This is a genomic window from Methylobacterium sp. WL9 (assembly GCF_008040035.1).
Taxonomy (GTDB): domain Bacteria; phylum Pseudomonadota; class Alphaproteobacteria; order Rhizobiales; family Beijerinckiaceae; genus Methylobacterium; species Methylobacterium thuringiense.
Genome location: NZ_VRVE01000034.1, coordinates 1 through 19,793, shown reverse-complemented (window position 1 = coordinate 19,793; position 19,793 = coordinate 1). Strand labels below are relative to the sequence as shown.

General features: G+C 68.6%; 20 protein-coding genes and 1 riboswitch. Of the genes, 13 read left to right on the top strand and 7 right to left on the bottom strand.

What is annotated here, in order from left to right:
* Positions 1-161: 161 nt before the first annotated feature.
* The gene (gene holA, locus FV217_RS11980; RefSeq protein WP_147817408.1) at positions 162-1,193 is read left to right on the top strand and encodes a DNA polymerase III subunit delta; all 1,032 of its coding nucleotides are present in this window, start codon (positions 162-164) and stop codon (positions 1,191-1,193) included.
* Positions 1,194-1,362: 169 nt separating this feature from the next.
* On the opposite strand, the gene FV217_RS22880 is transcribed toward holA, so the two are convergent.
* Positions 1,363-1,521 (bottom strand): hypothetical protein, encoded by a 159-nt coding sequence (locus FV217_RS22880; RefSeq protein ID WP_187272536.1) that lies wholly within the window; start codon positions 1,519-1,521, stop codon positions 1,363-1,365.
* Between the two features lie 302 nt (positions 1,522-1,823).
* On the opposite strand from FV217_RS22880, the gene mnmG reads away from it, so the two are divergent.
* The 7 genes from mnmG (at position 1,824) to FV217_RS11945 (ending at position 10,121) form a co-directional block, all read left to right on the top strand.
* Positions 1,824-3,707, top strand: a complete 1,884-nt coding sequence (gene mnmG, locus FV217_RS11975; protein WP_147817407.1) for a tRNA uridine-5-carboxymethylaminomethyl(34) synthesis enzyme MnmG — start codon at positions 1,824-1,826, stop codon at positions 3,705-3,707.
* Positions 3,708-3,875: 168 nt separating this feature from the next.
* The gene (rsmG, locus tag FV217_RS11970) at positions 3,876-4,511 is read left to right on the top strand and encodes a 16S rRNA (guanine(527)-N(7))-methyltransferase RsmG (RefSeq protein WP_147817406.1); all 636 of its coding nucleotides are present in this window, start codon (positions 3,876-3,878) and stop codon (positions 4,509-4,511) included.
* Positions 4,508-5,332 (top strand): ParA family protein, encoded by an 825-nt coding sequence (locus FV217_RS11965; RefSeq protein ID WP_147817405.1) that lies wholly within the window; start codon positions 4,508-4,510, stop codon positions 5,330-5,332. The genes rsmG and FV217_RS11965 overlap by 4 nt, the downstream gene beginning before the upstream one ends.
* A gap of 89 nt (positions 5,333-5,421) precedes the next feature.
* Entirely contained in the window at positions 5,422-6,324 is a 903-nt protein-coding gene (locus FV217_RS11960; RefSeq protein ID WP_147817430.1) for a ParB/RepB/Spo0J family partition protein, read from the top strand.
* Between the two features lie 343 nt (positions 6,325-6,667).
* On the top strand, positions 6,668-9,013 hold the full coding sequence (locus FV217_RS11955; RefSeq protein WP_147817404.1) for an Orn/Lys/Arg decarboxylase N-terminal domain-containing protein: 2,346 nt from the start codon (positions 6,668-6,670) through the stop codon (positions 9,011-9,013).
* Positions 9,010-9,636, top strand: coding sequence for a GNAT family N-acetyltransferase (locus FV217_RS11950; RefSeq protein ID WP_147817403.1), 627 nt, complete (start codon positions 9,010-9,012; stop codon positions 9,634-9,636). Before FV217_RS11955 ends, FV217_RS11950 begins: the two co-directional genes overlap by 4 nt.
* Positions 9,636-10,121, top strand: a complete 486-nt coding sequence (locus FV217_RS11945) for a hypothetical protein (protein WP_147817402.1) — start codon at positions 9,636-9,638, stop codon at positions 10,119-10,121. The genes FV217_RS11950 and FV217_RS11945 overlap by 1 nt, the downstream gene beginning before the upstream one ends.
* Positions 10,122-10,449: 328 nt before the next feature.
* Here FV217_RS11945 and FV217_RS11940 read toward each other — a convergent pair whose 3' ends face one another.
* The 5 genes from FV217_RS11940 to FV217_RS11920 all read right to left on the bottom strand — a co-directional run bounded on the left by FV217_RS11940 (position 10,450) and on the right by FV217_RS11920 (position 13,119).
* Positions 10,450-11,121 (bottom strand): NrsF family protein, encoded by a 672-nt coding sequence (locus FV217_RS11940; protein WP_147817401.1) that lies wholly within the window; start codon positions 11,119-11,121, stop codon positions 10,450-10,452.
* A complete protein-coding gene (locus FV217_RS11935; RefSeq protein ID WP_147817429.1) occupies positions 11,114-11,710 on the bottom strand; it encodes a sigma-70 family RNA polymerase sigma factor in 597 nt (198 codons plus the stop codon). The genes FV217_RS11940 and FV217_RS11935 overlap by 8 nt, the downstream gene beginning before the upstream one ends.
* A 154-nt stretch (positions 11,711-11,864) precedes the next feature.
* A complete protein-coding gene (locus tag FV217_RS11930; RefSeq protein WP_210245135.1) occupies positions 11,865-12,101 on the bottom strand; it encodes a pentapeptide MXKDX repeat protein in 237 nt (78 codons plus the stop codon).
* 75 nt (positions 12,102-12,176) lie between these two features.
* On the bottom strand, positions 12,177-12,848 hold the full coding sequence (locus FV217_RS11925; protein WP_147817400.1) for a DUF1223 domain-containing protein: 672 nt from the start codon (positions 12,846-12,848) through the stop codon (positions 12,177-12,179).
* A gap of 52 nt (positions 12,849-12,900) precedes the next feature.
* Positions 12,901-13,119: a hypothetical protein gene (locus FV217_RS11920; protein WP_147817399.1), complete on the bottom strand. Its 219-nt coding sequence runs from the start codon at positions 13,117-13,119 to the stop codon at positions 12,901-12,903.
* Positions 13,120-13,300: 181 nt separating this feature from the next.
* Between FV217_RS11920 and FV217_RS11915 the strand changes: the two genes are divergently transcribed.
* The 5 genes from FV217_RS11915 (at position 13,301) to FV217_RS11895 (ending at position 18,258) form a co-directional block, all read left to right on the top strand.
* Positions 13,301-14,233 carry a glycine--tRNA ligase subunit alpha gene (locus tag FV217_RS11915; protein ID WP_147817398.1) on the top strand — a complete coding sequence of 311 codons (933 nt, stop codon included), beginning with the start codon at positions 13,301-13,303 and terminating at the stop codon, positions 14,231-14,233.
* A gap of 24 nt (positions 14,234-14,257) precedes the next feature.
* Entirely contained in the window at positions 14,258-15,631 is a 1,374-nt protein-coding gene (gene chrA, locus FV217_RS11910; RefSeq protein WP_147817397.1) for a chromate efflux transporter, read from the top strand.
* A 151-nt stretch (positions 15,632-15,782) separates the two neighbouring features.
* A riboswitch (glycine riboswitch) is annotated at positions 15,783-15,889 on the top strand.
* Between the two features lie 48 nt (positions 15,890-15,937).
* A complete protein-coding gene (gene gcvT, locus FV217_RS11905) occupies positions 15,938-17,113 on the top strand; it encodes a glycine cleavage system aminomethyltransferase GcvT (RefSeq protein WP_246682773.1) in 1,176 nt (391 codons plus the stop codon).
* 27 nt (positions 17,114-17,140) lie between these two features.
* On the top strand, positions 17,141-17,503 hold the full coding sequence (gcvH, locus tag FV217_RS11900) for a glycine cleavage system protein GcvH (protein WP_147817396.1): 363 nt from the start codon (positions 17,141-17,143) through the stop codon (positions 17,501-17,503).
* Positions 17,504-17,583: 80 nt separating this feature from the next.
* Positions 17,584-18,258, top strand: a complete 675-nt coding sequence (locus tag FV217_RS11895; RefSeq protein WP_147817395.1) for a haloacid dehalogenase type II — start codon at positions 17,584-17,586, stop codon at positions 18,256-18,258.
* A 3-nt stretch (positions 18,259-18,261) separates the two neighbouring features.
* On the opposite strand, the gene FV217_RS11890 is transcribed toward FV217_RS11895, so the two are convergent.
* Positions 18,262-19,446, bottom strand: a complete 1,185-nt coding sequence (locus tag FV217_RS11890; RefSeq protein WP_238232331.1) for a YncE family protein — start codon at positions 19,444-19,446, stop codon at positions 18,262-18,264.
* Positions 19,447-19,793 lie beyond the last annotated feature (347 nt).

Genomic DNA, 19,793 nt, shown 5'->3' with positions numbered 1-19,793 from the left:
CAGCCGTCGGACGCCCGGCGGCTGCGATGCCATTGCTTCGAACACCTGCTATCGAGCCCCATGCGGCGCGGAAGCGATGGTGAGTCGATGAACGAGATGCGGTCGTCTCCTCCCGCTTTCGTCATGGCTTCGCCCGCGCCTCGCCACGACGGAGGCGCCGCATGACCGCCGTCCGTCCCGGCGACATCGAGGGCCTGCTGCGTCGGGGTCCCGAGCCGCGCATCCTCGTCGTCCTCGTCTACGGCCCCGATACCGGCTTGGTCGCCGAGCGCGCCACGCGGCTGGTCAAGGGCATGGGCGCCGATCCCGACGACCCCTTTGCGATGGTGAAGCTCGACGGCGACACCCTCGCCTCCGATCCTGGCCGCCTCGTCGACGAAGCCGGCACCATCGGCCTGTTCGGCGGTAGCCGCACGATCTGGGTACGCTCCGGCAGCCGCAACTACGCCCCCGCCGTCGACGCCGTTCTCAAGAGCGAGCCGGAGGGCGCGCGGATCGTGGTCGAGGGCGGCGATCTGGCCAAATCCTCGCCGCTGCGTACGCTCTGCGAAAAGTCGTCCCGCGCCCTCGCCATCCCCTGCTACGCCGACGATCCGCGCGCGCTGGCCGAGCTGATCGAAGCGACTCTGCGCGAGCGAGGCCTCGGCATCGACCGCGACGCCCGCGAACTCCTGGCCACCAGCCTCGGGGCCGACCGCCGCGCCAGCCTCTCGGAAATCGAAAAGCTGGCGCTCTATGCGGCCGGTCGCGAGCGCGTCGAGATCGAGGACGTGGAGGCCATCGTCAGTGACGTCGGGGCCAGCGTGCTCAACACCCTCATCGATGCCGCCTTCGCCGGACGGATGGCGGAGGCCGAGCGCGAATCCCGGCGATTCCGCCAGGAGGGTCTCGATGCCTCGGTGATGCTCGGTGCGGCGCTCCGGCACGCGCTCGCCCTGCTCAATGCTCGCCTCGACGATCCCGGTGGAACGCCGGGCAGCCTCGTCGCAAACTGGCGCGGCCTGCATTTCCGCCGCAAGGCAATCATCGAGACCCAGTTCGCCCGCTGGTCGCCGAACGGCCTGCGCCAGGCTGTGGCGGCCCTGCAGGAGGCAGTGCTGGCCTGCCGCCGGGCCGAGGCGGGTCTCGGCCACGCCCACGCCTCGGCCGCACTGCTGCGGATTGCGGGGGCGGCGGCACGACGGGGCGGATAGCCGGCACGGAGCGAGCCGCCGGCATTTCAAATGGCCGGTGAAACGACAGGAGCCAGTCCTCGCCGGTCCAAATGAGCCCCAGATCGATGCGTTTCATACGCGATGAAGGGACGCCATCGAAGCGACGTTACCGCGGTGCCGTGCTTATCCGGAACGCCCGGAGGTCGGCTTAGAAGTGCCCGGAGCGGCTGACGAATAGCCCAGCCAGCAGGAAGCAGAACCCGCCGAGAGCCAGCAGCGTCTCGTTGCGCTGTGTCCTGTCGCGAAAATGCGCGACAGCCCCGCTACCGCACAGAGCCGCACCGACGCTGATCGCCAGAACACCCATGTCTCATCTCCGTCTCGTCATTGAGACCGCGGTCGTCATTGACCGGGAAACGGGTCGCATCGTCCGCACAGGCCGCCGCCGTGTGGGATCGGGCCGGGGACGCAATCGAAACCGTTCAAAATTCGTTAAAGCAATGAGAGTGCCACGAACTACGAATGGTCTTAATCCTGACACATCTGATGATTGCGCTTTTGGTCGGATGATGGCGCCGGCCCCCACAGCGGCTGATTCGGCGCCCCGCGACCAGGGCTCAACATCCCGACTCCGTTGACGATTCGCCTCATGCGCGCCTAATCACCGGCATGTCCTCAAGCCCTTCCCACAGCTTCGACGTCATCGTCGTCGGCGGCGGCCATGCCGGCGTCGAGGCGGCCTCGGCCTCGGCGCGAACCGGGGCGCGGACGGCCCTGGTGACGCATAAGGCGGCAACCATCGGCGCGATGTCGTGCAACCCGGCGATTGGCGGCCTCGGCAAGGGGCATCTGGTCCGCGAGGTCGATGCCCTCGACGGCCTGATGGGCCGTGTGGCGGACGCCGCAGGCATCCAGTTCCGGCTGCTCAATCGTCGCAAGGGACCGGCCGTGCGCGGCCCCCGCACACAGGCCGACCGCAAGCTCTACGCCGCCGCAATGCAGGCCGCCGTGTCGGAAACCGAGAACCTCTCGGTGGTCGAGGGCGAGGCCGACGATCTCATCCTGCACCAAGGCGTCGTTGCCGGAATCGTCCTGACGGATGGGCGCGCGCTGTCGGGCCGCGCCGTGGTCCTCACCACCGGAACGTTCCTGCGCGGTCTGATCCATATCGGCGAGCGCCAGATTCCGGCCGGCCGCGTCGGCGAGGGGCCGGCGATCGGGCTGGCGCAGACGCTCGACCGGCACGGCTTCCGCCTCGGCCGCCTCAAGACCGGCACGCCGCCGCGCCTCGACGGCACCACCATCGACTGGGCTTCGCTCGAGATGCAGCATGCGGACGCGGACCCCGTCCCGTTCTCGTCGCTCACAGACAAGATCACGAACCCGCAGATCGCCTGCGGCGTGACCCGCACCACGCTTGCCGTCCACGACATCATCCGCACCAACCTGCAGCGCTCGCCGATGTATTCCGGCGGCATCGCCAGCCGCGGTCCGCGATACTGCCCCTCGATCGAGGACAAGGTGGTGCGGTTCGGTGACCGCGAGGGTCACCAGATCTTTCTGGAACCCGAGGGGCTCGACGATCCGACCGTCTACCCGAACGGCATCTCGACGGCTTTGCCGGAGGAGATCCAGGCCGAGATCATCGCCGCGATTCCCGGGCTCGAACGCACGCGCATCGTACGGCCCGGCTACGCCATAGAATACGATTACGTCGATCCGCGCGAGCTCGACCCGACGCTGCAATCCCGGCGGCTGCCGGGTTTGTTTCTCGCCGGCCAGATCAACGGCACCACCGGCTACGAGGAGGCGGCGGCGCAGGGGCTGGTCGCCGGGCTCAATGCCGCCCGGCTCGCCGCCGGCTCCGACCTCACCGTGTTCGACCGGGCCGAATCCTATCTCGGCGTGATGATCGACGACCTCGTCACCCATGGGGTGAGCGAGCCCTACCGCATGTTCACCTCGCGCTCGGAGTACCGGCTGTCCCTGCGCATCGACAATGCCGACGAGCGGCTGACCGGCCGGGGCCTTACCCTCGGCTGCGTGGGCTCTCGCCGAGCCGCGCATTTTGCGGAGTCGCAGGCAGCCCTCCTGGCCGCGCGTGCCCGGCTCGATACGCTCTGCCTGACGCCGAACGAGGCCGGCGCCCACGGCATCGCTCTCAATCGCGACGGTCTGCGCCGCAGCGCCTTCCAGCTGCTGTCCTATCCGGAGATCGGCTGGGAGCGCCTTGCGGCAGTCTGGCCGGAACTCGGGGCGGTGCCGGCGCGCGTCGCCGAGCGGCTGACCACCGACGCCACCTACGCCGTTTATCTGGGGCGCCAGACCGCCGACATCGCCGCCTTCCGCCGCGACGAGGCCGTGCGCCTGCCGGCTCATCTCACCTATGACAACATCGCCGGGCTCTCGAACGAGATGCGCGTGAAGTTGGAAGCCGTACGCCCCGCAACGCTTGGTCAGGCGGCGCGCATCGAGGGTGTGACGCCGGCAGCGCTGACCCTGCTGGCTGCGCATGCGCGGCGGGGTAGGGGAGCCGGGGCGGCGGCGATCTAACGCGACAGAGCTTTGTATATCCCACCCGCGATCTCACCCTGAGGTGCCGAAGCGCGGCGAAGGCCTCGAAGGGTCATCCATTTTGCGCTGAGCTTACTGGAGGATCCTTCGAGGCCCGCTTCGCGGGCACCTCAGGCTTAGGCTGAGGGTGGGCGAGTGTGAGGGCCGATGGCATCCAACGACCGCGAAAAAGTTCTCGCCGCCCACGATGTTTCACGTGAAACATCGCGGCTCCTCGACATCTACGTCGAGCAACTCAAGCGCTGGCAGACGGTAAAAAACCTCGTCGGGCCGGCCACGCTGTCGGAGGTCTGGACGCGGCACATCGCCGACGCGCTTCAGCTCCTGGCACTGGCGCCCGACTCCAAGCGCTGGCTCGATCTCGGCTCGGGAGCGGGCATCCCCGGCTTGATTCTCGCAATCGCTGGGCGTGATCGCGAAATGTTTCACGTGAAACTTTTGGAGAGCAACGCGCGCAAATGCGCCTTCCTCACGGAGACCGCCCGACTCACCGGCGCGCCCGTCACTGTGCTCAACGCCCGCATCGAAGAGGTCATCACAGAGCAGGCCGGCACCGAAGTGGTCTGCGCCCGTGCACTTGCACCTTTGCCCCAGCTGCTCGATTGGACCGAACCTCTGTTAAAAACCGGTGCAGTAGGGCTGTTTCCGAAGGGGCGTGATGCATCCACGGAATTGACCGAGGCCCAGCGTAAGTGGACTCTCACCTACGATTCGATCCCGAGCCGGACCGACTCGCAGGCCCGGATCCTGCGCGTCACGGCCCTCTCCCGCGTGGATTCATGACCGATCCGAGACGGCCCCTGCGCATCCTGGCGCTCGCCAACCAGAAGGGCGGCGTCGGCAAGACCACGACCGCCATCAATCTCGGCACGGCGCTGGCCGCCATCGGCGAGAACGTGCTCGTCATCGATCTCGATCCGCAGGGCAATGCCTCGACGGGCCTCGGCATCGACCGGCGCAACCGTGACGTCTCGACCTACCACGTCATGGCGGGCGAAGCCTCACTGGCCCAGGCCATCGTGCCGACGGCCGTGCCGCGCCTCTCGGTGGCGCCCTCGACCATGGACCTACTCGGCCTCGAACTCGAACTGGCGAGCCTGCCCGACCGGGCGCATCGCTTGCGCGGCGTGCTGCAGGACATCAAGGCGCATCCGGCGACGCAGGGCGTCACCTACGTCCTGATCGACTGCCCGCCCTCGCTGAACCTGCTGACCATCAACGCACTGGCCGCCGCCGACGCCGTGCTGGTGCCGCTGCAATGCGAGTTTTTCGCGTTGGAGGGGCTGAGCCAGCTCCTGCGCACTGTCGACCAGGTCAAGACCGCGCTGAACCCGCGCCTGGAGATCCAGGGCGTGGTGCTCACCATGTACGACCCGCGCAACAACCTCTCGACCCAGGTCGAGGCGGACGTGCGCGGCTTCCTCGGCGACAAGGTCTACGGCACCACGATCCCGCGCAACGTGCGCGTCTCCGAGGCGCCCTCGCATGGCAAGCCGGTGCTGCTCTACGACCTGAAATGCGCCGGCTCGCAGGCCTATCTCCGCCTCGCCTCCGAGGTGATCCAGCGCGAAGGCCGCATACCGCCGCCCGCAGCCGCCGCCTGAATTTTTGTTTTGTCGCGCCCTCTGACGACGAACCGGCGTCCACTTCGTCTGAGAGCACTCACGACGCGTAATGGAGTATCCTGATGGCGATGGCGGATGATGCGGCGCGGCCCAGGCTCGGGCGTGGGCTCGCGGCCCTGATCGGCGATTTCCCCACCGAGCCGCGCGGCAGCTACGACCGCGAGCAGCGCAAGGTCGCGGTGGAATTCCTGCGCCCGAACCCGCGCAACCCGCGCCGCAGCTTTTCGGAGACGGAGCTCAAGGAGCTCTCCGAATCGATCCGGATGCGCGGCGTCATCCAGCCGGTGGTGGTGCGGCCGCTGCCGGGCGTGCCGGGCACCTATGAAATCGTGGCCGGCGAACGCCGCTGGCGCGCGGCGCAGATCGCCGGGCACACGGAGGTGCCGATCGTCGTCCTTCACCTCGACGACAAGGCCTCGCTCGAATACGCGATCCTCGAAAACATCCAGCGCGCCGACCTGAACGCCATCGAGGAGGCTTCGGGCTACGAGCGCCTGATGAGCGAGTTCAAATATACCCAGCGCGAACTCGCCGAGATCCTGGGCAAGAGCCGCAGCCACCTCGCCAACACGCTCCGCTTGCTGCAGTTGCCCCAAGGGATCCAGGATCGCGTCACCAACACCGAGATCAGCGCCGGCCATGCCCGTGCGCTGCTCTCCGTACACGATCCCGAAACCGTGGCCCGCCGCATCGTCGCCGAAGGGCTGTCCGTCCGCGACATCGAGGCGATCGCTGCCGCCGAAGCCGAGGTTCAGGCCAACGCCGACGAGACGCCGCAATCCGCAAAACCGCGCCGCGCGGCCGAGAAGGATGCCGGCATCCGCACCCTGGAGCAGACGCTCGCCAAGGCGCTGGGCTTCGGCGTCGCCGTGAAGGCGCGGCCATCGGGCGAAGGTGAGATCCGGATCCGCTACAGCAACGCGGACGAGTTCGCGGCGTTGTGCCGGAAGCTCGACGCGGGCGTGGCCTGAAGGACGCAACAAACGAGCTTGCGCCCCCTTTCCCGGACACCTGCAGCGCCGCGGAATGTGATCCGGGATCCAGCGTAGGAAGGGACGCGCAGCGGCACGACACGAACGGCGTAAGCGTTTGACGCTTCGCGGGTTTTTGTGCCGGACCCCGGATCGGGTTCGGCTTGCGCTCCACCCGTCCGGGGAAGGGCGCGGTGGATATGAAGCGGGCGTCCGGCGACAATCGGCTTGCCCGCTCCGCCCCCCAAAACACCGTTTCCCACTCACTCCTCACCTTCGTCATTGAATCGTCACCGAGCATCCGGCAACAGGGCGCGGCCAACCCCAGCGGAGCCGTTGCCCCATGGACTTCCATCGCCGCTTTACCGTGCTGATGTGCACGCCGACCTTCGACCCGGACGATCTCGAAGGCGTGCGCGTCAACCAGATCGTGGCGGCGGTCGAGGGCCGGGGCTTCGAGGTGATCCGGGCGCGCCGCGTCGAGGATGCCTCGATCGCCGTGCAGACCGACGCCGCCATCGGCTGCATGGTCGTCGATTGGGGCAAGCGCGGCCTCGACGGCAAGGCGGCGGCGCTCATCGACATGATGCGCAAGCGCGGCCTCGAGATGCCGATCGTCATCATGGTCCGCCGCAAGCGGCTGGAGGACATCCCGGTCGAGCTGCTCGACTTCATCGACGGCTACATCTTCCTGGCGGAAGAAACCCCGGAATTCATTGCCCGCGGCCTCGTCAGCCGGGTGACGCAATATGCCGAGACCCTCAAGACGCCGTTCTTCGGCGCGCTCGTCGACTACGCCGAGATGGGCAACCAGCTCTGGACCTGCCCGGGCCATAACGGCGGCATCTTCTACAACCGCTCGCCCATCGGCCGGATCTTCGTCGAGCATCTCGGCGAGGCGATCTTTCGCGACGACCTCGACAACTCGGTGCTCGATCTCGGCGACCTGCTGACCCACGAGGGCCCGGCGCTGAAGGCGCAGAAAGAAGCGGCGCAGATCTTCGGCGCCGAAAAGACCTACTTCGTCCTCAACGGCACCTCGGCCTCGAACAAGGTCGTGCTCGGCTCCCTGGTGGCCGAGGGCGACCTCGTCCTGTTCGACCGCAACAACCACAAGGCCGCCCATCACGGCGCCCTGATGATCGCCGGCGGCATCCCGATCTTCCTGGAGACCGACCGCAACGCCTATGGGCTGATCGGGCCGATCTACCACGATGCCCTCGACGAGAAGGCGATCCGCAAGAAGATCAAGCACAACCCGCTGGTGACGGACAAGGAAGCCTGGCGCCGCGAGCGCCCGTTCCGCGTCGCGGTGATCGAGCAATGCACCTATGACGGCACGATCTACGACGCGCGCATGATCGTCGAGAAGATCGGCCACCTCTGCGACTACATCCTGTTCGACGAGGCCTGGGCGGGCTTCATGAAGTTCCACCCGCTCTTCGCCGGCCACTTCGCCATGGGCCTGACCGGGCTCGACGAGACCTCGCCGGGCGTCATCGCCACGCAATCGACCCACAAGCAGCTCGCGAGTTTTTCGCAGGCCTCGCAGATCCACACCAAGGACAGCCACATCCGCGGCCAGACGCGGCGCGTCGAGCATCGCCGCCTCAACGAGAGCTTCCTGGTCCACGCCTCGACTTCGCCCTTCTACCCGATCTTCGCCTCGCTCGATGTCGGCGCGCAGATGATGAAGGGCCGCTCCGGCATGATCCTCTGGGACGACACGATCCGGCTCGGCATCGAGTGGCGCAAGAAGGTCCGCGCCATCCGGCGCGAGTTCGAGGAGAAGGAGGGCGATCCGAAGCGCCGCTGGTTCTTCGACCCTTTCGTGCCCGATACCGCGACGAACGCGGACGGCGACGAGGTGGCCTGGGAGAGCCTGCCCACCGACGTGCTCGCCTCCGACCCCAAGCACTGGGAGCTGAAGCCCGGCGCCCGCTGGCACGGCTTCACGCAGGTCGCGCCCGGCTACGCCATGACCGACCCGAACAAGCTGACGGTCCTCACCCCCGGCTTCGACCGCAAGACCGGCGAGTATGCCGAGCACGGCGTGCCGGCGCCGATCGTGGCGCAATACCTGCGTGAGAACCGGATCGTCGCCGAGAAGAACGATCTCAACTCGCTCCTCTTCCTGCTCACCCCCGGCGTCGAATCGTCGAAGGCGGGCACGCTGATCTCGGGTCTCGTCGCCTTCAAGCGCCTGCACGACGACAACGTGCCGCTCGAAGAGGCGATGCCGGAATTCGTGCGGCGCCGCCCAAACCGCTACCAGGGGGTACGCCTGCGTGATCTCTGCTCGGACTTCCACAATTTCCACCGGGAGGCCGGCACCTCGAAATTGCAGCGCAAGCAGTTCGAGCCCGGTCACCTGCCCGAGATGGTGATGGCCCCGAAGGCCGCCGCCCAGATGCTGACCCGCAACCACGTCGACTTCGTGCCGATCGCGGAAGCGGAAGGCCGCGTCGCCACGACGCTGATGCTGGTCTATCCGCCGGGCATCGGCACGGTGCTGCCGGGCGAGCGCCTGGACGAGCGGGCGAAGCCCATGCTCGATTACTTCAAGATGTTCGAGCGCTCGGCCAACCTGTTTCCGGGCTTTGAGGCCGAGATCCAGGGCGTCTACCGTCAGGTCGAGACTGACGGGCGCATCCGCTTCTTCACCTACGTCCTGCGCGAGGGCCAATGACGGCGCAGCCGGCGGTACCCGCCGCGCACTGGCCCGACATCGTCATCCGGCCCTCATCCGATGGCGACGTCGCGCCGATGGTGGCGATCTACGAGCACCACATCCGCCGCGGCGTCGGCGATGTCGGCGACTTCGAGGAGGAGCGCCTGCTCCCCGACGACCTCAAGCGTCGCCGCAAGACCATGCGCAAGAAGCGCCTGCCCCACCTCGTCGCCGAGTGCGCCGGGCTGGTGGCGGGCTATGCCTACGCCGTGCCGTTTCGCAAGCGCCCGGCCTATCGCTACACCCTCAAGCACTCGATCTACGTCCACCCCGACCACCTGCATTCGGGCATCGGCCGGCGCTTGCTGCCGGCGCTGATCGAGGCCTGCGCGGCCGGCGGATACCGCCAGATGATCGGCTATATCGACGCCCGCAACGAGGCCTCGCTCCGCCTGCACGAGGCCTGCGGCTTCACCCGCGTCGGCTACCTGCCGGCCATCGGCTACAAATACGGCCGCTGGAGCGACAGCGTCATGGTCCAGTGCCCGCTCGGCACCGGATCGAACGATCAGCCAGCCGCCTGGGGGCGCCCGCCGGAGCCGGTGCTGGTGGTGACGGGCGATCCTTTTCCGGAGGCCTGATGGCCGTTGTGACGACGATCCGCCGGCACGCCCTTGGGCTCCTCGCGGCAGCCACGATCGTCGGTGTCCTCGTGGGATGCGGCGGCCCCACCGGCCTGCCCCCCGACCCGCCGGGCGTCGAGGCGGTGAGGGAAGGGGCCTTCAGCGAGGTCGTCCGCACGGCTGACCGGGACGCGCAAGCGGCGATCGTCGCGCAACTCGCCTCGCGTTTCGGCAAGAATCTTCGCGTCCTGCCACGCCGCATCGACAGCGATGCCGATCCTGCGCCGATCAAGGACTACTACGACAAGGCGATGATCGCAGGGCAGGGCTGGAAGGAGTTCGTCCTCACCGAGAACCCCACCGCCTGGTCCTTCGCCTATACCAGCCCGGACGATCGCTCGGTCCTCGCCGTGGTCGTGCTCAACCCGCGTTTCGCCCCCGAAGGCGGCGGCAACGTCCCGTTCTCGATCCTGACGAACCTGCCGGAGACGGGTGGCCGCTGACACGGCTTCCCTACATCGGTTTCGTTCGCGCAACCCTTTTCCCGGACGCCTGCAGCGAAGCGGAAGGCGATCCGGGACCTAGATCACGCTGCGTTTTGATCGGATCGATCAAAACGCAGAAAACGTGATCGATTCAAAAGTTTGGAGCAGGCTTCGAGCGAAAAACCGTTGCCACTTTTTCGCAGCCTGCTCTAGCGAAACAAGGGCCGCGTAGCGGCTCGATTCGAACGGCGCAAAGAGGCGACGCTTCGCGGATTCTTATGCTGGGCACCGGATCGGGTTCCGCTGTCGCTTCACCCGTCCAGTGAAGAGGGGCCGAGATGATTGCCTAGGGGTGTCTCACCCGCGACATCCCCCGATCCAGCAGCCGCCCCCCCGCCAGCCCGTTCAGCGCGATGATCACGGCCACTGCCAACGCGTGCATGGCGAGGTCGCTCGCGGTCGCGTCGTGCGGATGGAACGGCACCAGCAGGGCCGCCGCCGCACCCGCCGTGGCGAGCCCGGCGAGCGCCGCCGTGAGGTTCGGCCGCATCGGGCAGGCCCGGCGCAGCATCAGCACCAGCAGCACCGAGAGCGGCAACGATACACCGAGCAGGAAATAGAGGCAGCCGCGCATCTCCGCGGCGTCGGCGAGGTTCGTATCCGGCGCGATCCAGGCGCGCAGGCAACCGAGGCTGCTTGCGCCGATCCAGAGCGCCAGCGGCGGCAGCGGCAGCAGCGGCCAAAGCCGTGAACGTCCGGGCACGCTGGTCTGGAAGGCGGCGAGCGCCGCGCAGAGGGCGGTCGACACGGCACCGATCGCCGCGACGCAGAGATCGGGAACGCCGAGCCGCTCGCGCACGGCGTGGAGGTCGGCGAGGGGGGACAGCACCACGGCCAGCCCCAACACGGCCGCGAACCAGCCGAGAGCGCGGAGGGCGGGCGGCGCAAGCCGGCGCACCGGCGTGAGATCGCCCGCAAGGTCGTCGACGAGACTGTCGAGGCGGAGAGACTCAGACATCGCCATCCCTCCTCTCCTTCGCGAGGGCCGTTCGGAGCGCCTTCAGCGCCCGGTGAAGGTTGACCTTGAGCGCACCGGTGCTGCGTCCCGTCAGGGCGGCCGCCTCGGCGAGCGAGTGTTCGCGTAGGCTCAAGTGCTCCACCGCCTGACGTTGCCCGTCGGGGAGGGCCGCGACGGCCTTGGCCAGCCGGCTGTCGCGGTCGCGCGCTTCGAGGCCGTCTCCCGCCGCCGGCAGGCCTTCGTCGGCGCGGCTCTCGTAGGCGATCGGATCATGCGCCTCCTTCGGGCGCCGGCCCTGGTGGCGCATCAGGTCGACCGCGCGCCGCTGCGCGATGGCCCGCAGCCAGGGCAGGAACGGCCGGGCCGGATCGTAGCTCGCCCGCGCCCGGTGCACCGTCATTAGCGTGTCCTGCACCACGTCCTCGACCGCCTCGCCTCGGATACCCTTCGCCCGTGCCGCCGCCGCGATCACCGGCATGCAGGCGCGCAGCAGATCGCGATAGGCCTCCGCGTCGCCGGCCTGGGCCGCCGTCATCGCTGCCGACAGCGTGTCTTCGAGCCTATCGGCCGATGTGGCGCGCCTCTCCATGCGCATTGTTAGCGCCCCGAAGGGGCCCACGGGAAGCAGAGATGCCGGCGCCGTGCCGGCCGAGCCGAGGCGGAGCGCGGCTCCGGTCGAGAGGAAGTCCATCGCATGATCCGATCGGCCGGGTCCAAGACCCGGCCTGGGCAGGAGGGCTGCGTCAGTGCTTCTCCATCGAATCCTTCTTCATGCCGTCCTTGTGCATGGAGTCCTTCTTCATGGCGTCGCCCTTCATCATGGTGTCCTTCTTCATGGCATCGCCCTTCATCGCGTCGCCCTTCATGGCATCGCCCTTGGGCGCCTGTTCCTTCATCGGCTCGACGGCGAGGGCAGGCAGCGTCGCGACGGACAGGGACAGCAGGGCGGCCGACAGAACGGTCTTCATGGGGTGGCGCATCGGAATGTTCTCCAGGGGATCGGAGGGACCCGCTCCGGGCGCCTCGACGACTCATTCGCGCCGGTCTGCCGCCGGTTACAGCCGCGCCGCGCCGAGAATGCGCCCATCGTCGGCCTGCACGATCACGGCGGCGTCCTCGCCCGCCGGCACCCCTTCGCCGAGGCTGAGCGGCGCACCGCGCCAGGTCGCGACCTCGCGGATCGAGCGGACGATGTTCGATTCGGTCAGCGTGCGGCCGCTATTCTCGCCCCGCCCGACCGGCGTGGTGCGCCGCCGGTCGAAGCCGACGAGCAGCACCCGCCCCGCGCCGGCGCCTGGACCGACCGCGATCGACAAACCGGCCCCGCCCCGGCTGAGGCTCACGGGTACCCCAGTCACGGCCTGCGCCTTCGCCTGGGCGATCGCCGCTCCGGCCTCGCCACGGCGCGAGCCGATGACGCTGCTGCGCCCGTCGACGACCATCTGCGGCGTGAACGCCGTCTCGCCGAGTCGGCCGGCATAGGCCTCCTGCCGCGCGGTCGCCGCCGTCAGCGAATACGGGTCCCGCCAGCCGAGCCTGTTCCAATAGGTGACGTGGAAGGCGAGCGGCAGCACGTCGCGGCGCGCCGCCAGATCGGTGAGATAGGCGTCGGCCGGCGGACAGGACGAGCAGCCCTGCGAGGTGAACAACTCGACGACGACGGGCCGCTCGGCCGCCTCGGCGAGGGGTGCCGCGAGCAGGGCGGCGGCGAGAAGGAGAATGCGCATGATTCGGATCCCGGTGGATACGAACTCGCCTTCGTCTCGCGCGACGGCGGGGTTACGGGCGCCCCGAATTCCGGCGCTTCGCGATCTGGTCGACGCGTTTGGCGACCTTCCGGCCATAGGGGCTCGGCCGCCCTGGAGGGCCGGAGAGTGCGCGGGCAACCAGCGGCGCGTTGGTGCCGTGACGCGCGATCAGCCTCTGCGCCTCGGCCTCGACGGCGGCCTGTCTCGGCCGGTGTTCGGTGATCCAGCGGCGTAAATGGGTCAGCATCATCGGGTTAGTTCGGGCCGTCCCGGCGCAATGGCAGGCCCCCGGCCGCGTGATCCGTGCGAGATGGTTAGCGGGGCGTTGATCCGATCGCGCGGATCGCGTCGCAGTCGGTACGCTTCCGCCTTGCTTGACACCCCCCGCCCCGTCCCTAAACGGTCCGCACTCCTCGAAGCCCGGACCGACCATGTCGAGCGATGCCGATCTCGCGCCGAAAACCTCGTTCCAGGGGCTGATCCTCACGCTCCAGCGCTTCTGGGCGGCGCAGGGCTGCGTCATCCTGCAGCCCTACGACATGGAAGTCGGGGCCGGCACCTTCCATCCGGCGACCACGCTTCGCGCCCTCGGGCCGCGGCCCTGGAAGGCGGCCTACGTGCAGCCCTCGCGCAGGCCGAAGGACGGGCGCTACGGCGAGAACCCCAACCGGCTGCAGCACTACTACCAGTTCCAGGTCATCCTGAAGCCGAACCCGCCGAACCTGCAGGAGCTCTACCTCGAGTCCCTGGCGGCGATCGGCGTGGACCTGGCGCTCCACGACATCCGCTTCGTCGAGGACGACTGGGAGAGCCCGACGCTCGGCGCCTGGGGCCTCGGCTGGGAATGCTGGTGCGACGGCATGGAGGTGAGCCAGTTCACCTATTTCCAGCAGGTCGCCGGCTTCGAATGCGCGCCCGTGGCGGGCGAACTGACCTACGGTCTCGAGCGGCTCGCCATGTACGTGCAGGGCGTCGAGAACGTCTACGACCTGAACTTCAACGGCCGCGAAGGTGACGACAAGGTTACCTACGGCGACGTGTTTCTCCAGGCCGAGCAGGAATATTCCCGACACAACTTCGAGGCCGCCGACACGGCGATGCTGTTTCGCCAGTTCACGGACGCCGAAAAGGCCTGCCGGAGCTATCTCGACGCGGGCGACCCCGGCGAGGGGCAGCGGCACAGGATGGCGCAGCCCGCCTATGACCAGTGCATCAAGGCGAGCCACGTCTTCAACCTTCTCGACGCCCGCGGCGTGATCTCGGTGACCGAACGGCAGAGCTACATCTTGCGCGTCCGCGAACTGGCGAAGGCCTGCGGGGCGGCTTGGCTGCGGACGGAAGCCGGCGGGGCGATCGCGGCTTGAATTGCGGCCGATAGCCAGTTCGCAATGGCCGACGCCGCAGACCGGCACGGCGTCACCCTCGCCGAGGCCACGCGGGTCTGGGCGCGGATCGCGCTTCTGAGCTTCGGCGGCCCGGCCGGACAGATCGCGGTGATGCACCGCATCCTGGTCGACGAACGCCGCTGGATCGGCGAGCAGCGCTTCCTTCACGCCCTCTCCTACTGCACGCTACTGCCCGGCCCCGAGGCGCAGCAACTCGCGATCTATATCGGCTGGCTGATGCACCGGACGGTGGGCGGCCTCATCGCCGGCATCCTGTTCGTGCTGCCGGGCGCCGTGGCGATCATGGCGCTCAGCCTCGTCTACGTCGCCTTCGGCCAGACCGGCCTCGTCGCCGGGTTCTTTTTCGGTTTGAAATGCGCCGTGCTCGCCGTCGTCCTTCAAGCGGTCATCCGGGTCGGATCGCGGGCGCTCCGCAACGGAACCATGCGCGCGATCGCAGCCCTCGCTTTCGTCGCGATCTTCGTTCTCTCGCTGCCGTTTCCGCTGATCGTCCTCGCCGCCGGGCTCGCCGGCTATCTAGGCACGCGCCTCGGATCGACCGCCTTCCAGGCCGGCGGCCATGGCGCATCCGGCCCGGGCCTGTCCGATGCCGACAGCCTGCTCGGCGACGGCGTGCCGGCCCATGCCCTGCCCGACACCGCGTGGTCGCTGCGCATCGGCGCCATCCTGGCGGTCCTGTGGCTGGCGCCCGTGATCGGGCTCGCCGCCTGGCTCGGAACCGGCAACGCCTTCGCCGACATCGCGGTGTTCTTTTCCAAGATGGCGCTCGTCACCTTCGGCGGCGCCTATGCCGTCCTCGCCTACGTGGCGCAGGCCGGCGTGGAGACCTATGGCTGGTTGAAGCCCGGCGAGATGCTCGACGGCCTCGGCATGGCCGAGACCACGCCGGGGCCGCTGATTATGGTCACGCAGTTCGTCGGCTTTCTCGGCGCCTACCGTGCGCCCGGCAGCCTCGATCCCTACCTCGCCGGCATCCTCGGCGGCCTGCTGACCACCTGGGTCACCTTCGTACCCTGCTTCCTCTGGATCTTTGCCGGTGCGCCCTACGTCGAGGCGCTGCGCGGAAATCGGGCGCTGTCCGGAGCGCTCGCGGCGATCACGGCGGCAGTGGTCGGGGTCATCCTCAACCTCGCGGTCTGGTTCGCGCTCCACACGCTGTTCGCCCGCGTCGCGGTTTTGCGGCCGGGCCTCGGGCTGGCGATCGAGGTGCCGGTGCCGGCGAGCGTCAACGGACCGGCATTCCTGCTCACCCTGGCAGCCGTCGTGGCGGTGCTGCGCTTCAAGTCCGGCATGATCCCGACGCTGCTCGCCTGCTCGGCCGTCGGCGTCGCCCTGCATCTGGCCGGCATCGCCTGAGCCGCCGGCGTAGCCCTTGCGCGCTCCGAGGCGTCATGCCAGCTTGAGCTGTCCGTGAAGGACGATGTGGGAGAGCCCAGCCCGGCGACGAGCCGGTCATGGCGCCGACGGAGCAACCACCCCCGGAACCTCTCAGGCACAATCACCGCATCGTTGGACATCTGGAGAGAGGCGTCGGTCGACGCCCACCGAAGGAGAAACCTCTCCGCCCCGGCGGCGCGAGGGAAGCTCTCAGGTACCCGCGACAGATGGGGGCAACCGGCCGGCCGTGAGGCAGGCCGGAGAACCGATCGTCGTGGAGGGCCGATGAACACGGATACCGTCGAGATCGCCCGCTCCGCCTCTCCGTCGGCGGAGGCCATGAGGCGCACCCCGCTCTACGGGCTGCATCTGCGGCACGGCGCCAGGATGGTTCCGTTTGCTGGCTACGAGATGCCGGTCCAGTATCCAGCCGGGCTGCTCAAGGAACACATCCACACCCGCGCCCAGGCCGGCCTCTTCGATGTTTCGCATATGGGCCAGCTCAGCGTGCGTGCCCGCTCGGGTGACCTCGCCGAAGCGGCTCGCGCCCTCGAAACGCTGATCCCGATCGACATTCTCGGCCTGGCACTCGGGCGTCAGCGCTACGGCTTCCTGACCAACGAGGCCGGCGGCATCATCGACGACCTGATGGTGGCGAACCTCGGCGACCATCTCCTCGTCGTCGTCAATGCGGCCAACAAGGCGCAGGACGAAGCGCATCTGCGCGCGCACCTGCCCGAGGGCATCGCCCTCGCATCGGTCCCCAACGCATTGATCGCCCTTCAGGGGCCGCAGGCCTACGTGACGCTCGAGCGCCTTACCGCCGACATCGACGGCATCCGTTTCATGGATGTTCGCGCCACCAGGATCCTCGGAGCCTCCTGCCTCGTCGCGCGCTCGGGCTATACCGGCGAGGACGGCTTCGAGATCTCGCTTCCCGCCGACCGCGCCGAAGAGATCGCGGAGGCGCTGCTCGCCGATGCCGACGTGCTGCCGGTCGGCCTCGGCGCCCGCGATTCGCTGCGGCTCGAGGCCGGGCTCTGCCTGCACGGCTCGGACATCGACGCCGGCACCACGCCGGTCGAGGCCGGCCTGCTCTGGGCGATCCAGCCGGTGCGCCGCCCCGGCGGCGCACGCGCGGGCGGTTTTCCCGGCGCGCACCGCATCCTCAGCGAGATCGAGCACGGCCCTTCGCGCCGCCGCGTCGGCCTCAGGCCCGAAGGCCGCGCGCCCGTGCGCGCCGGCGCCTCGCTGTTCGCATCGGAGGAAGACCCCGAACCCGCCGGGGCCGTCACCTCGGGCGGCTTCGGGCCGAGCCTCGGGGCCCCCATCGCCATGGGCTACCTGCCGACGCCGCTCGCCGAGCCCGGCACCCGCGTCTTCGCCGAACTGCGCGGGCAGCGTCTGCCGCTCACAGTCACGGCGATGCCCTTCGTCCCGGCTGGATTCAAGCGCAGCTGATCCCCCTCCCCTCTCACGGAGCGACCCATGCTGAAATTCACCGATGAACACGAATGGCTGAAACTCGATGGCGACGTCGCCACGGTCGGCATCACGCGCCACGCCGCCGAGCAGCTCGGGGACCTCGTCTTCATCGAGCTGCCGAAGGTCGGAGCCAAGCTGAAGAAGGGCGATGCCGCCGCCGTGGTCGAGTCTGTCAAGGCGGCGTCGGACGTCTACGCGCCGCTCTCGGGCGAGGTCACGGAGGTCAACGACGCTGCCGTCGCCGACCCGGCCGGTGTCGGCAGCGATCCGCAGGGTGGCGGCTGGCTCTACAGGATCCGCCTCGACGACGTCTCGGCGCTGGAAGGCCTGATGGACGAGGCGGCCTATACCGAGTTTGCGGTATAGGATTTTAGGCTGGCGGCCTGCAAAGGACCCTCCCCCGCAGAGGGGGAGGGTATTGCGCGACTGCAGCGAGCGAAGGCACCATGTCGAATCCCAATTTATTCGCCGGCAAAACGTGCATCGTCTTCGATGCCTACGGGACGCTGTTCGACGTCAACGCGGCGGTGAACCGCCACGCCGAGGCGATCGGCTCCGAGGCCGAGGCGTTCTCGGCGCTGTGGCGGAACAAGCAGCTCGAATACAGCTGGGTCCTCGGCCTGATCGGCCGCTACACGAGTTTCTGGTCGCTGACCGAACAGGCGCTCGACTTCGCGTTGGCGAAGTATCCGAGCATCGACTGTGCCCTGCGCGCGCCGCTGCTCGACGCCTATCGCGATCTCGATGCCTATGCCGAAGTCCCGCAAGTCCTGGCCCGCTTGCGCGAGGCGGGACTGCGGACGGCGATATTTTCCAACGGAAATCAAACCATGCTCGATCGGGCCGTGGCCTCGGCCGGGCTCGGCGAGCGGCTCGACGCGGTGCTCTCGGTCGACGACGTGCAGACCTATAAGACCTCGCCGCGCGCCTATCAGTTCGTGCTCGACCGGCTCGGCGTCGCATCGGCCGAAGTCGTGTTCTGCTCCTCGAACCGCTGGGACATCGCGGGCGCGTCGGCCTTCGGCTTCACGCCGGTCTGGGTGAACCGCACCGGCCTGCCGGACGAGTATCCCGACCTGCCGCCGGCCACCGTCGTGAAGGATCTCGGCGGATTGCTGTGAGCCTCACCCCCGCGCCCGTCCCCGCATCGAGGCCGGTTGCCCCGGCAGCTGCAGTTTGAACCCGGTGGCGACGATGGCGTCGCCCTCGACCCGGTACACCTGCAGATTCCGGTCGGCGTAGTTGCCGATATAGACGTAGCGGCCGGACGGCGAGAACACGATGCCCTGGGTGACCGCGCCGGCCTCGGCCGCGCCGGTGACGCGCACGGAGCCCTCGGGATCGATGGTGAGCAGCACCGCGAGGCCGGTCTTCGTGTAGTTCGGGCTCGCATGCGGAGCCGAGGCGCCGCGCACCACCGAGACGGCGGCGTGGCGCCCGTCCGGCGCGATGTCGAGGGATTCCGGCGTGTCGCCGACACCGAGCCAGTCGACCACTTTCGGCACGGTGAGGTCGGCGTCGATCACCGTGACGCTGTCGGCGTTGCCATCGGAGGGCGCGCCGCCGGTGTTGCCGGTGAGCGCGAGGCGGGCGTCCGGCGTCACCTCGATGGGATAGACGCCGGCACCCACGGGCATGTCCTGCTTCGGGTCGTAGGAGACGTTGGTCCCGTCGATCGCGAGCACGCCGACCTTGCCGGCCTTGTTCTTGGTGACGAAGGCGCGCCGGCCGTTCGGCGAGATCGCCACCGCGGCGGCTTCGTCGCCGACCTCTACGACGCCGATTTGTGTCACCGTGGTGCCCACGATGGTGAGCACGCTCACGCTCTTGCCCTCGCGGTTGGCGATGAGGGCGAGGTCGCCCGCCCCGTTGATCGCGAGGCCCGAGGGCTGGCGGCCGACGTGCAGCGTCTCGACGAGGCTCGGCGGGTCGGTGGTCAGGTCGACGACGTGCAGCCGGTCGTCGGGCTTTGCGAAGAACGGGGCGTCGGCGCTCTCCTGCTGCATCGTCACCGAACTCGCCACGAGGCCGAGGCGGCCGTCGGGGGTGATCTGCAGGTTCGTCGGCGGGCCGTAGACCGAGTTGTCGAGCAGCATCGTCGTGGCGACCTGCGGGTGCGCTTCGTCGCTGACGTCGATGAAGGCGAGGGCGTCCGACCCGTTCGGCCCATTCCGGTCGCCGTCGGGCTCGAAGAAGGTCTTTCCGTCGAGGCCGACGAGGATGAAGGCGGGCGCCTGCGCGGCCTGGGGCGCGCCGGGTCCCAGCAGCAGCGCCGCGAGAAGCGCCAGACTTCCCGATCGTACCGTCATCCCGTGCGCTCCTCGGCCCCGCGGCGACCCGATGCTGGGCGCCGCCTCCGAGGGTGGGGCGCGGACTTCGGAAGGCAATGCGCGCGTAGTAACAGCATCGGCATCGCATGCCGTCCGGCACGATTTCTCCCGGCCGCGTTTCCTGATTTTTAAGCACGCCGCTGTTTAGCTCGTCCCAACGCCATTGGGAGATTGCAAGCGTGCGTGCCTCCACGTCCTTCGGACTCGTTCATCACGGATTTCGCGCCGTCGTCATCGGCGCATTGGCTCTTGCCGCCGCCGGCCATGCCGACGCTCGCGACGGCCGCAACGGCGCCCTGATCGGCGGCGGCAAGAGCCAATGCGCC